Below are 13,258 nucleotides of genomic sequence, written 5' to 3' on the forward strand. Positions count from 1 at the left end.
ACGCCCGTTTGTAGGGCCAACATCGTCCAAAAATGGAAATAACCCACAAGCATCAGCTAGTGAAGTCATGCAGTATGCGGCTCGTTTTTCAATTTATGCGCCTCTGCGATTACTTGCATTGATGGCATTATGCATAACAACCTTCATCACCACGGCGTATGCCGATCATGATGGTCAGGTACATGACCACGATACGGATATCGCTCATAGTGAGCAATCGTTGCTCACGCCTGCGAACATTCAAACCACCTCAGATACCTCAGTAGCAACTACAAGTTCAGGCGATGCCATTCAACAATTTGTAGCCGGTGATTTTAGTAAGCGCCAAGCCATGCTAAGTGATTGGCCAGGATCCGTTGAGAGTTTAGATAGTTTGGTTGAATTCATTGCCAATGATGAACTGTATCAAGGCAATAGTGGGCAAACGTATCTGCTCAATGCAGATGATCAGCTGTTTACTTATCCTGATAAAAAAGAGACTAACGATTGGCCAAGTGATTTATCACAAATCACCCTAACCAATGCCCTTCGCTCAGCGCTCATCTTTGGTCAAGCCAAGGTAAAGCTAGCTTCTGACAAGCCCGCACAGCGCCTGCAAGCTGTAGAGATTTTGGCCGATAATATTGACCAAGTAGACCCAGCCATTATCACAATCGCTGCAGCAAATGAGGACAATGCTAAAGTCAAAAATGCACTAACGGCACTACAAGCTCGTATTGATTTCAAAAACGGCGACCTACCCACTCAGATTACAGCGGTCAATCTACTTGCAAATAGTGATAACCCACAAGTATTGGTCGATATCGAGTCTGCCCTCGCTGCGGATAACTTAGATGCCTCGCTTAAAGCTGCACTTATCGATGCTGAATCTAGCGTGTCACGGCGTATCGAAATCAGCACATGGACGGGTCATATTTTCACAGGTATGAGTACCGCCAGTATTTTACTGCTGGCGGCGCTTGGTCTTGCCATTACCTTTGGTTTGCTTGGCGTTATTAATATGGCGCACGGTGAGCTAATCATGATTGGGGCCTATACCACTTATATGGTGCAAAACTTCTTTCAAGCTTATATGCCAGATATGGCAGGTTGGTATTTGCTTGCCGCTATTCCAGCTGCGTTTTTAGTCAGCGCTGTTATCGGTATGATTATTGAGCGTATCGTGATTCGTCCACTATATGGCCGCGAGCTAGAAACCTTACTGGCGACCTTTGGTGTGAGTCTCATTTTGATGCAATTAGTGCGGATGATTTTCGGTGCGCAGAACGTTGAAGTCAGTAACGTGGCATGGCTCAGCGGTGCGTATCAAGTGTCATCAAGTTTGGTACTGCCTTACAACCGTATTGCTATTATTGGTTTTACCGTCATTGTCGTGGCGCTACTGGTGTACTTACTTAATAAGACCCGATTTGGATTATTTATAAGAGCAGTCACCCAAAACCGTCAAATGGCAAAAGCAGTTGGTATTCCTTCTGCACGTATCGATATGATGGCATTTGGTCTGGGCTCTGGTCTGGCTGGTATGGCAGGCTGCGCGCTTGCTCAAGTGGGCAACGTAGGTCCTGATTTGGGACAAACTTATATTATTGATACGTTTTTGGTCGTCGTCGTTGGCGGTGTCGGACAAGTATGGGGTGCAGTACTAGCCGCCTTAGGACTTGGAGTCAGCGGTACGGTACTTGAGATTGGTATCGGTGCGGTATTGGCTAAGATTGTGTTGTTGGTTCTTGTGATTCTGTTTATTCAGAAACGGCCACAAGGTTTATTTGCACTCAAAGGCCGCTTTGTCGAATAAGGAGACTCCTATGATACTGACCAAATTACTGTCTGATACGCCGCGTAGTGCTGTTTTAATTGGCTTATGTTTTGCCATACTACTGATACTGCCTTGGCTACATCTTATGCCAGAGACCTCAGCCTTTCACCTTTCAGCCTACTGGATTACCCTGATTGGCAAAATCATGGCGCTAGCTATGGTGGCTTTGGCACTAGATCTCGTCTGGGGCTATGCCGGTATTTTGAGCTTGGGGCATGGCCTGTACTTTGCTTTGGGTGGTTATGCGTTTGGCATGTACCTAACACGTGAGACAGCAGGCGATGGCTTACCGGACTTTATGCGTTTCTTGAGTTGGACCGAAATGCCGTGGTACTGGGCGGGCACACAGCACTTTTGGTGGGCAGTCGCACTGGTCGTATTAGTGCCTGGCTTGGTTGCTTTTATCTTTGGTTTCTTTGCTTTTCGCTCCAAAATCAAAGGCGTTTACTTTTCTATCATCACTCAAGCCATGGTCTATGCAGCAGCCTTGCTGTTCTTCCGTAATGAGACAGGCTTTGGTGGTAATAATGGCTTTACTGGTTTTACTACCTTACTCGGCTATGACATTACCGCTGCCTCTACCCGCTCTATGCTGTGCTTTGTCACGGCCGTAGCCTTATTAGTCTCTTATATGGGTTTGCGTCATTTAATGAACCAACCTTATGGTCGCGTACTTGGTGCGATTCGTGACAGCGAAAACCGCTTGCAGTATTTAGGCTACCGTACGCTGTGGTACAAGCTATCCGCTTGGGTATTATCCGCTGTCATCGCTGGTGTCGCTGGTGCGCTATACGTGCCGCAAGTCGGCATTATCAATCCGAGTGAGATGAACCCAGTGAACTCAATTGAGATAGCCGTCTGGGTAGCGACTGGTGGTAGAGGAAGCTTAATTGGCGCGATCTTAGGAACTGGTGTGGTGAACGCTGTAAAAACCTACTTTACGGTCGCCTACCCTGAATTTTGGCTATTGATATTAGGTGGGCTATTCGTCGTAGTGACGTTGTTTTTACCCAATGGCATTATGGGCTTGTTCGATCGATTCAAAAAGGAGAAACAATAATGCTAAACGATAAGTCCTCATCGACTGAACAATCGACCAAAGCGCTATCCGAATATGATCATACTGATGGACGTGACGGTCTCAGTCACCCAAAGCCATCAGGCGTCGATTTTAGCCATGGCATTGCATTATATTTAGAAGATTTAAGTGTTTGGTTTGATTCATTTCGAGCACTCAACAATCTGTCACTATATATTGAAGAAGGTGAGCTACGCTGCATTATTGGCCCCAATGGCGCTGGTAAAACCACATTAATGGATGTCATTACAGGAAAAACCCGCCCTACCGAAGGCAGTGTGTTTTTTGGTCAAACCCACAATCTTGCTAACTTATCTACCGAAGAAATCGCCGAAGCTGGTATCGGACGTAAGTTTCAAAAACCTACTGTCTTTGAGAACTTTACGGTAATGGATAATCTGTTACTTGCTGCGCCAAAAGACAAACGTGTGGTCAAAAGCTTATTTAACAAACTAAATGCCGATACTCGCGATACCCTCGACGCTACCCTACAGCAGATTCGTTTGACCGATAAGATCAACAAGCCCGCTGGATTGCTTTCACATGGGCAGAAACAGTGGTTAGAGATTGGCATGCTACTGATGCAAAGCCCCAAGCTAATTTTGCTTGATGAGCCCGTAGCAGGTATGACCGATGCCGAAACAGAACATACCGCCGAGCTGTGTCTACGGCTTAAAAAGAACCATACATTAGTAGTAGTTGAGCATGACATGACCTTTATCGATGCTATCAGTGAAAAAGTCACAGTATTGGCACAAGGGGCGATTTTGGCCGAAGGTACGTTAGCTGAAGTGCAAGCCAATGAGGCAGTGATTGAGTCCTACTTAGGTCGATAGCCGAACGAATCATCTAGACGAGCCAAACGAATATTCCCTTTAAAATATTAGAAAAGTTTTAGAGTTTAGGAGACAGCCATGTTACAAGTGAACGATATCAACCAGTATTACGGCGGCAGTCATATCTTACGAGATGTCTCGTTTACAGCACCTGTAGGCGCGTGCAGCGTGGTACTTGGACGCAATGGCGTGGGCAAAACTACGCTACTTAAATGCCTGATGGGGATATTGCCGATTAAATCAGGAGAGATCTTGCTCAATGATAAAGATATCAGCAAGATGTCTCCAGAGCAACGTGTCCGAGCTGGGCTGGCTTATGTACCACAAGGACGCGATATTTTTTCGACACTGACGGTAGAAGAGAACATATTAATTGGTATGGCAAAGTTTTCACGCAGCAAGGCCAAACATGTACCCAAGCATTTATACGATATTTTTCCCGTACTCGATGAGATGAAACATCGCCGCGGTGGTGATTTGTCTGGTGGTCAGCAGCAACAGCTTGCTATCGCCCGTGCTCTAGCCTCCGAGCCGACTGTGCTCATCTTAGATGAGCCAACTGAAGGTATTCAGCCCTCTATCATTAAAGACATTGGCCGAGTCCTGCGTGACCTAGCGGATAAAGGTGACATGGCCATTGTACTGGTTGAGCAATTCTATGAGTTTGCCGAAGAGCTTGCTGACAATTACACGGTACTATCACGCGGCAAGGTAGTCTCACAAGGCGCAGGCGATACGATGGTCGAAAACAAAGTACAAGATCTGGTCGCCATCTAATTTCTTTTAATAATAGATGTAATAATACAAATTGGTAGTGAACGCTCGATAATACTAAAAATGGCATTTTTATCCCAAGCTGCTAGCTACCAATATTACATATCATCACGAAAACAATCCCTAATCAAAGTCACTTTTTTTACCTTACTTCTTATATTTTTTGACTCTTAGCCTATACATTCTGCACTACCTCAGGAACTCACATTACCAATACCCCCTGATTGGCGTCATAGCAATTATGTATGCCCAGCGAACGAAATTTGCTATTATAGTCAGCATTTTATTATCAATATTATGATGCCTTTATGATGATTCACCCTCAGTACGATCCTGTAGCATTAGCAGTTGGACCTGTCGAAGTCCATTGGTATGGGCTGATGTATTTGTTGGCATTTGCCGCCGCTTACGGACTGGCATGGTACCGCAGTACCAAGCGTGAAGGCTGGACGACAGATATGGTCTCTGACCTAGTGTTTTTTGGCGCACTTGGTGTGATATTAGGTGGCCGTGTCGGCTATGTATTATTTTATCAGTTCGGTGAGCTACTCCAAAACCCTGCCTATCTGTTCAAGGTCTGGGAAGGCGGTATGTCATTCCATGGCGGTCTGATTGGTGTCATGTTGGGTATGCTGTATTTTGCCCGCAAATATAAAAAGACACCTTTCCAAGTGCTCGATTTTGTCGTTCCCTGCGTACCAACTGGTTTATTGTTCGGACGTATTGGTAATTACATCAATGCCGAACTATGGGGCCGCGTATCTGACGGTGGCTATAACTGGTTGACCTACTTCCCGCAGGCCGCTAGTGTTGATATGCAGCAGCTACAAGCCAATCCTGCGCTACAAGATCTGATGACTGAAGTCAATGGTCAGTACCTGTTGCCTCGTCACCCGTCGCAACTGTATGAAGCCCTTGCAGAAGGTCTCCTGTTATTTCTATTCTTGTGGTGGTACTCATCGAAGCCCCGTCCTCGGATGGCAGTGACCGGTGTCTTTATGCTTGGTTATGGCTTTAGCCGCTTTATCATTGAGTTCTTTCGCCAGCCAGACATCGACCAAGGATTCATCTTGCTGGGTTGGATGACCAAAGGTCAGATACTAAGCGCCCCAATGATAATTATCGGCCTGTTCTTGATCGGTTACGCCTATAAACGCGGCATCTATGACTGGGGTAAGCAAGCTGCTTATTAAGCCTACCCTTTTGTGATAAAGGTTGATGATTTAAAATAGGGTCTGCTATCAAAACGCTTATCCTAGCAATACTTTCAATAATGACAGTGTTTATATCGACTACCCATCTAGCCTGTATACGCTGTCAGCAGTAACTAAAGAGCATTTTATGATCAATGGCACCCAAAGTAATAACGAGCAAGGCTATTTAGATTTGCTACGCCACGTTCTCGACAATGGCACCGAAAAAGGCGATCGTACTGGTACTGGTACGCTTAGCCATTTTGGCGCGCAGCTACGCTTTGACTTAGCAGATGGCTTTCCACTGCTAACAACCAAAAAGGTTCACTTTAAATCTATCGCTTATGAGCTATTGTGGTTTTTAAGTGGCAGTACTCATGTTGACTATCTGCAACAGAATAACGTTCGTATTTGGAATGAGTGGGCAACAGCAGAACAGACAGCACGCTTTAACAGACCTGCTGGTGATTTGGGTCCTATCTATGGTCATCAATGGCGTAACTATGGCGCGACCAAAAATGAAGATGCCAGTTATAACGCTGATGGCGTCGATCAAATCGCACAAGTCGTTGAACAGATAAAGACCAATCCGAATTCACGCCGTTTGATTGTTTCTGGCTGGAATCCAGGTGAAGCAGAGCAAGTAGCCCTACCACCATGTCATACGTTATTTCAGTTCTTTGTCGCAGACAACAAGCTGTCGTGCCAGCTGTATCAGCGTTCGGCTGACTTATTCCTATTATTCCCCTATAATGATAATTCACAGTATGAATTATTAGCAGCCTAGGAACATCTCATTCCTCTATACTTATAGTGAACATCAGGTCATGCATAATATGATATACAATTTAATCTATGTATTACTTTGGCCTGTATTATGGATATTAAGATTTGTTCCAATAGAGAATTAGACCTATCAAAATCTTATTTAACTAGTGAAATACCAGACCTATTACTGGATCAGAAAGTCAAAGTGAATGGGGTTGGTGTATTTGATGATAGTGGTAAAATTCTCCCTCTTATCTCTGAGTATCTATCATATCAATTCAAGCACGAAAAGATTGCTCATGAAACAGCAAATACATATGGCAAAAACCTAACTTACTTCTTAAAGTATATCCGTAGTCGTCCAGACTATAGCGATGATGAAACTGATGAGGTCTTCATTACAGTCCCAGGGTATGTAATTCAGGAATACTGTACTTTCTTAAGTGTTGAAGAACATAGAAGTTCAGCTACTATTAGAAATCGTGATGGAGCAATATACGCCTTCCTTCATTTCCTCTGCAGTCGCACAGAAGACCGTCAGCCGCTTAGAGAGGATAATCCATATAGTAATGGATACTTTTCAAAACTACCAAAGCGTACACCAATTACTTCATGCACTCTTGATGATCTTTTCATATTGATTCAATCTACTCGATTAGAACGAGAACGAGTAATACTTCAGTTTTTGTATGACTCTGGCGTGAGGCGTTCGGAGTTGATCAGGGTTACTCTTAAAGATTTTAGAGATACTGTCAACTTTAACTCTGAAAAGTTCATTTCAGTAGAGTCCGATCAACCTATTCATGCAGACTACGTACCTTTAGCCATCAAAGGTAGCAAGGGGCGTGGAAATCAAATCAAACCACGATGGACGTTAGTTAGTTCGGCAACCATTAAACGTATACAGAAATATCATGCGTCTCCGCTCTACAAAAAACATGCTCGCAAATATGTAAATCCAGATGAAACCCCAGCATTTTTTAATGCTAAAGGCACTCCTTATACACGTAAAGCGATAAACGAGTTACTTGAACGTATCAGCAAACGTGCAATAAAGAAAGGTCGCCTCGATAGAATAATCTCTCCTCACAAGCTACGGCATGGTAATGCCTATGCAATATTGCAATCAAATGACCTAGGATCCGACTACCTAGATCGGCTCGTTATCGTACAAAAAAACTTAGGTCATAACCACCTCAGTACTACCCAAATGTATACCAGCATTCCTCAGGAAATTTATAATACTATTTGTGATGAGAATGGGGACTTACTAACTAGAGCTGAGAAGATGAGGCGCTTATCAGAACAGACACAATTGAAAATTGGCATTAAGGACATCAAATGAAAAAGGATGGAATAGCCACTGACCAATTGGTAAGTACATGGGTGGAGGGCTTATTAAAGAGTCCAAACCAACTCTTAGCCTTACCACTTAGCAGCCATTTCAAGGACCCTTGGGGCGTCAATATTATGTCTAAATTTTTAGCGAAAGAGACATCTATCACGGTCAGTGAAGCTAATAAACGAAAGCACCTCACCGTTCCATTGATAGAGAAAATGGCTGAGATGAAGGTTGTCGCAAAAGGAGCTTCTAGTAGAGAAAATATAACTCGACAGAGAATACTATATTGGTATAGCAATCTAAGTTTTAATGATAAGAAAAACCTTCCTCGTTTGACTAAATCTATAAACAATGTTTGCTTCAAATCAATAGGACACGAGCAGGGCTACTGGAATGTTTTAGCAACTCAATATGAATTGGTAGCAAAAACAATCGATGAGATTCACGAAGATCTCTGTAAACTGGGAATTATAAGTACTGATTATAATACAGTCGAATCTAGAAAGCGTCTTATTAAAGACGCCGAAACTGCTATCTTAGAGTGGGTGTCAAGAACAGTTGAAGATACAGAAACATTGTGGGAAATACCAATTAGTAAGGCTGAGAATGCTCTAGGCTTTGGTATAGCCGTCAAGCATATTCAACATGCTGTAGTAGGTGTCTCAAGTTCTGCTGCACAACGTTACAGGGAGCTTACGAACCCTTTGATCGACAAGATGATTGAAGAAGGGATTCTAGTAATACCAGATGGGAGCTATGAAGCTGCTGGCATCGAAAGCAGGAGGAAGCTACTGAATTGGTACAGACAGTTATCTGAAAAAGAAAAGCATACTTTACCTATTTTTGGTAATAAGATTTCGATAGGAAAAATGTCTTCAGAACAATTACCTATAACGAAAGCCTCTTTAAGATTTAATGTTGTTAGAAGTGCTTGGGACTTCATTCACAAAGATCTTGAAAAACTTGGAATTATTGACCCAGATTATAAAAGCGTTGCTGAAAGAACAAGTGAAGCGAACGTTAATAGAAAAAACTATAGTGAAAGTCAGATAGAACGTTTTCATAGACTGGCAGCCAGAGAGTTAAATGCTGCTGATGACTTCTTCTTTCCTTCAAAACTAGAACCGTTTATTCAGGTTGAGCAACTGTTTGCTTGTACTAGCAAAACTGTCTCTTCAGAATCAGGCAAGAGTAACTATAGAATTGCGAGTAATTCCTTTATATATTTCTTATCTGAACTATATGGTAATTCACCTTTAAAAATTGTCACAGTTTTTGATGAGCATCTCCTATCTAGATATCGAAAATATTTAGAGAAAAAAATAATAAGTAAAGAAATATCAAGTCATCATGCGAATACAGCTTTGAGTTCAGTACGCAAAACGCTGGGGAGGCTGACCCAAGTACGGGATTTGGAATATAATTTTTTCGATATCAATGGCTTTGCTGTAAGTAGAGAAACAGACGTGAAAAAGCCATTTACAATGAACGAGCGAATTCAGGTATTAGATGCTATCGAAAAAGGATTGTGTCAATCTAGAGCAGCTCTCATACCTTATAAAAAAACTGGTATAGGGAAAAATCCTTTGAATGAGAAAGGTCGTATAATAAGAGGCCTTTCTACATTAGATAATGCGAGATGGCTGTTTGAAAACCCCTTGATGTGTAAGCCAGTTCATTACCATACAGCAGAATCCCCTATCGAGAAATCTTTCTTGAACATTACTGCCAGTTCAGACAAAGGACTGAGCGAGATATATGACGAATGGGGTGTTACTCCAATGATAAATATGGACATACTAACGCCCTACCTCTTAAGGCTTGCTCAAATTACAGGCTTAAATACAGATTCTTTACTTTCTCTCAACGTAAACGATTATCTAGAATCTCATCCAGCAACATCGCGACCTTGTCTTAGATATTGGAAAGAGCGCTCTGATGGCTATAAGGAGTATCATCTCGACCTTTTCAATACAGAACTGACATGGCTCACATCGTCTCAAGCTAAGTCGATAAAATTTATTTTCGAAGAACTAAAGCAGTTAACTGGCGGTATTCGAAAAGACATAGAGAATGATACATGCAGCGATAGGTTGTTTATTTACAAATCAAACGGTCGTAGAAGTCATGGAAGAGTATCTCCCCTACTAGGAAATAAAGGAAAAAATAGTAAAGCCTTAAATAATAGCCTATCTAAGTTTGTTGATAAATATAATTTGAAGGACGACGCAGGAGAGCCGTTAACTCTTACAATAAGCAGATTTAGACCAACCTTTGTTAGTGAGATGTTAGACAGTGGAGTGACTTTACGCGAAATTCAGCTCATGTTAGGGCACTCCTCAATTCAAACAACTATTGGTTACCTCGACTCTTTTGACTTCAATACAATAAGTAGAGTAAAGATAAACGATAAACTAAAAGAAATACATCAATCTACTTTGAATAAACAAACTCAAGAAGTACCACAAGAATTACAAACTAGAGATACCAACGAATTAGCAATAACCTTCCATACCCCTTTAGCAGAATGCAGGAATATTTTTGATCCTCCAGATTTTGTAAAAAACCTTTCATCCTATATTCCTGGTACTCCATGCTCACAATATAATAAGTGTTTAGGTTGTGACAATGTCATTATTACGGCTAAAAACCTCCCTGAAATCTTTGCAATGAAGCGTGACTATACGCTTTTGACAGAGCACACTCGGGTTATGGACACCCCCTACGGACATGTCATTTCGGAGAATATGGAACTAATAAAAGGCATTACAGATCCAGCATTGTCTGACTTTTCCTTAGAGGATCTAAAGAATGGACAGCGTTTAGCAGAGTACATTGAAACCACTACACTAGTTGATGGAGTAATTTGATGGACTACGAAAAAAAATTAGACGTGTTGACAGCTTTTGCAAAACATCGTTTCTATGTTTTAGAAGCCTTAAATCCTATTACGGATCAGAGAAATGAGTGCCTTCAGCATAAGCACACATTTGATATAGAGTATATGACGTCTCTTATGGACAAACCCATATCAACACTATCAAAGTTTTCTGATAGCGTTTGGAACTTTAATAAAGATTATCCTAATGCTGCAAGAAATGTTCAAGGTGCAAAGCTACGAATCAATTTTTCGAAATATACAGCGATTCCGGCATTTGTTTTGATAGAAATGAAAATTATATTCGAGTTGGCTTTGCTCAATAGTTCCATCTTCAAGCTGCAGAAAAACGAGGGTAAAAGCCGATCAAAAAAAACATTAAAAGCCAACTCCTTGATTGCAACTTTTGAAAGTGGTTTAACATTTATCAATGAACTATTCAAACAAGCATCTCATGAACTAGGTTATGAGTTTGTTCAGAAAAAGATTAGAACATTATGCGATATAACACCCGAACTGTATCCCATAGCGGCTAAAAATTATGATCGTGTAAGAGGTGTAGAGTTAGATAGATTCTTTAAATACTTACGCAGCCCAGCTTCTGTTAAGTATGTATTCGAAAAGCCTATTGCTCATGTAGAGTTAGATAGCCTGAAATGGAAGAGAATAGCGAATGTTGGTAAAGAAAAGAAAGATCAAGTATTACCAGACTTGGTCTTTGAATCTTTATCAAAGATTGCATCTTTTATTGTAGTAGATTTTTTAGACGCTATAGGAGACAGTGAGAGGATATCAGATACCAACTCTCTAAAACGTTTCAATACGAGCGAATATTTATCATGGGCTAGTCAAGAACGTGTCACTCGCGAAATTCTATATGGGTATATTGCTAAGAGATTGAGAGCTAAAGGTTATTCTTCAAATTTTGTTATAAATGTAATCGAGCCCTACGACTGGATGCTAAATAAAGATACCACTGTCATAGGTCCATACGCTTTACGTAAAACTTTGATAGAACGCGGTTATAAAGTAAATAATCTTAGGAAATACTTTAACCTCGTGGCGTATGCCTGCACGTATTTAGTGGGTCAGTATACTGGTATGAGACCATCTGAATTATCAGAAGTAAGAGTTCAGAATTGTTCGTGCTTAATTCAAAGTGATGCCGTTTGGCTAATTGAAAGTACGATCAAAAAGCATAAAGATGAAGTTAGTACAGGTTTGTTTGACGATAGATGGGTAGCTATACCAATTGTTAAGGATGCAGTATTAGCAGCCTCGTATATTTCAAAAATCAAGGCCTCACCATACCTACTTTCTAATGTAGATACTGTTAAACCTGGTAGTTTCCCTAAGGCTATGTATAGTAGCAGCCTTACACATCAAATGAATATTTTTATCAGCCAACTATTAGGCGAAAAAACTGCTAAAGAACTAAAGTTCAATCCATATATGTTAAGACACACCTTAACATATCAACTATTTAAGGCTGAAGTAGGTCTACCTCTAATATCGTTTCAATTGAAGCATTTTGTGGATAGCGTCTCTAACTATACCTCTGCTGGGTCTACTTCATTAGTAACGCTAGGGTATGGTGATATAGGTGAAATGCTGTCAAAAGATGGGAACCGAAAAGGTGATAAGAAATCATTGCGCCGAGCAGCTGAATTAGAGGCTATTAAAACAGCCCATAATCCAAATGGCACGTATTACGGCGGTAAAGCGAATGAGCATAAAAAAGGTCTAATTAAGACGTTTAGCGGATATATGGCTGAAGGCTACACGGAAGAGGAAGTATATGAGGCTATGGTAGATCAAGGTGTTGCCATAGTGTATATGGGCCAAGGGATTTGCTATGGTAATAGAACAGAAGAATATGATTCAAGCCTACCATGTATTGGTTCACTACGTTGCAACCCAGCTCGATGCAAACAAGCCGTTGTAACTACTAAACATGCGCCTAAATGGCGTGAAGTTTATACGTTAAACAAGCTTAATCTCAATAAACCAGAATATTCGCACAATCGTGAGCAAGTTCTAGCAGCAATGAACGAAGCCAGAATGGTACTGGAAAATCTTGGTGAGGAAATTGAACTATGAATGCTTATGATCAAAAGAATAGCGATGATTATGATGCAAACACATTGCTATTGGAAAAGGCATTATCGGACATTAAAGGCAACAAGAGGTTGAAAGCCACTGTAGCACAACTTTCAGAAATGACTGGTATTCATCGGAATACCATCTCAAACCGCGTTTGGCCTGTCCAAGAGCTTAAACAGATCAGAGACTCTCGGAAAACCGAAGAGAAATCACGTAAAGAACAAGTACGTTTGAGCACTGCCAATGTAAAAAATGCGCTAGAAGCAAAGCTAAGTCGAACACAAAGTGAGGTTATCTACTGGTTTAACGAATATCAAGATATAAAAAGGGTCGCTGAGCACTCAGACAAACGGTTACAAAAAATGAGAGAGTCACGAGATTACTATAAAACACGGTAACCCTCCCAAACTTAAGACACCTAATAAATAGAATTAAGCTGCCTGATTGAGTTTCTGTATCGGTGTAAAACC

Annotated in this window: 9 protein-coding genes and 1 pseudogene; all 10 read left to right on the forward strand. The window is 41.4% G+C overall.

From position 1 onward, the window contains the following. The first annotated feature begins 67 nt into the window (after positions 1-67). The 10 genes and pseudogenes from urtB (at position 68) to JMY00_RS10275 (ending at position 13,186) form a co-directional block, all read left to right on the forward strand. The gene (urtB, locus tag JMY00_RS10230; protein ID WP_240990727.1) at positions 68-1,795 is read left to right on the forward strand and encodes an urea ABC transporter permease subunit UrtB; all 1,728 of its coding nucleotides are present in this window, start codon (positions 68-70) and stop codon (positions 1,793-1,795) included. A gap of 10 nt (positions 1,796-1,805) precedes the next feature. Next, on the forward strand, positions 1,806-2,876 hold the full coding sequence (urtC, locus tag JMY00_RS10235) for an urea ABC transporter permease subunit UrtC (RefSeq protein WP_201580093.1): 1,071 nt from the start codon (positions 1,806-1,808) through the stop codon (positions 2,874-2,876). Continuing rightward, on the forward strand, positions 2,876-3,730 hold the full coding sequence (gene urtD / locus JMY00_RS10240; RefSeq protein WP_201580094.1) for an urea ABC transporter ATP-binding protein UrtD: 855 nt from the start codon (positions 2,876-2,878) through the stop codon (positions 3,728-3,730). The genes urtC and urtD overlap by 1 nt, the downstream gene beginning before the upstream one ends. Positions 3,731-3,808: 78 nt before the next feature. Then, on the forward strand, positions 3,809-4,507 hold the full coding sequence (gene urtE / locus JMY00_RS10245; RefSeq protein ID WP_057761967.1) for an urea ABC transporter ATP-binding subunit UrtE: 699 nt from the start codon (positions 3,809-3,811) through the stop codon (positions 4,505-4,507). A gap of 305 nt (positions 4,508-4,812) precedes the next feature. Further along, on the forward strand, positions 4,813-5,697 hold the full coding sequence (gene lgt, locus JMY00_RS10250) for a prolipoprotein diacylglyceryl transferase (protein WP_057761969.1): 885 nt from the start codon (positions 4,813-4,815) through the stop codon (positions 5,695-5,697). A 148-nt stretch (positions 5,698-5,845) separates the two neighbouring features. Next, positions 5,846-6,475: pseudogene (thyA, locus tag JMY00_RS10255) on the forward strand (thymidylate synthase); the annotation flags it as partial. A 99-nt stretch (positions 6,476-6,574) separates the two neighbouring features. Next, a complete protein-coding gene (locus tag JMY00_RS10260) occupies positions 6,575-7,810 on the forward strand; it encodes a tyrosine-type recombinase/integrase (protein WP_201580095.1) in 1,236 nt (411 codons plus the stop codon). Continuing rightward, positions 7,807-10,677 carry a site-specific integrase gene (locus JMY00_RS10265; protein WP_201580096.1) on the forward strand — a complete coding sequence of 957 codons (2,871 nt, stop codon included), beginning with the start codon at positions 7,807-7,809 and terminating at the stop codon, positions 10,675-10,677. The genes JMY00_RS10260 and JMY00_RS10265 overlap by 4 nt, the downstream gene beginning before the upstream one ends. Then, positions 10,677-12,785, forward strand: coding sequence for a site-specific integrase (locus JMY00_RS10270; RefSeq protein ID WP_201580097.1), 2,109 nt, complete (start codon positions 10,677-10,679; stop codon positions 12,783-12,785). Before JMY00_RS10265 ends, JMY00_RS10270 begins: the two co-directional genes overlap by 1 nt. Further along, the gene (locus JMY00_RS10275) at positions 12,782-13,186 is read left to right on the forward strand and encodes a hypothetical protein (protein ID WP_201580098.1); all 405 of its coding nucleotides are present in this window, start codon (positions 12,782-12,784) and stop codon (positions 13,184-13,186) included. The genes JMY00_RS10270 and JMY00_RS10275 overlap by 4 nt, the downstream gene beginning before the upstream one ends. Positions 13,187-13,258 lie beyond the last annotated feature (72 nt).

It is taken from the genome of Psychrobacter sp. Pi2-52 (genome assembly GCF_904846705.1).
GTDB lineage: Bacteria > Pseudomonadota > Gammaproteobacteria > Pseudomonadales > Moraxellaceae > Psychrobacter.

Bases quoted from the DNA above. Each gene is read 5' to 3' on its own strand.
- urtC (WP_201580093.1), top strand. From the start codon at position 1,806: ATGATACTGACCAAATTACTGTCTGATACGCCGCGTAGTGCTGTTTTA.
- urtB (WP_240990727.1), top strand. From the start codon at position 68: ATGCAGTATGCGGCTCGTTTTTCAATTTATGCGCCTCTGCGATTACTT.
- JMY00_RS10260 (WP_201580095.1), top strand. From the start codon at position 6,575: ATGGATATTAAGATTTGTTCCAATAGAGAATTAGACCTATCAAAATCT.
- urtD (WP_201580094.1), top strand. From the start codon at position 2,876: ATGCTAAACGATAAGTCCTCATCGACTGAACAATCGACCAAAGCGCTA.
- urtE (WP_057761967.1), top strand. From the start codon at position 3,809: ATGTTACAAGTGAACGATATCAACCAGTATTACGGCGGCAGTCATATC.
- JMY00_RS10265 (WP_201580096.1), top strand. From the start codon at position 7,807: ATGAAAAAGGATGGAATAGCCACTGACCAATTGGTAAGTACATGGGTG.
- JMY00_RS10275 (WP_201580098.1), top strand. From the start codon at position 12,782: ATGAATGCTTATGATCAAAAGAATAGCGATGATTATGATGCAAACACA.
- JMY00_RS10270 (WP_201580097.1), top strand. From the start codon at position 10,677: ATGGACTACGAAAAAAAATTAGACGTGTTGACAGCTTTTGCAAAACAT.
- lgt (WP_057761969.1), top strand. From the start codon at position 4,813: ATGATGATTCACCCTCAGTACGATCCTGTAGCATTAGCAGTTGGACCT.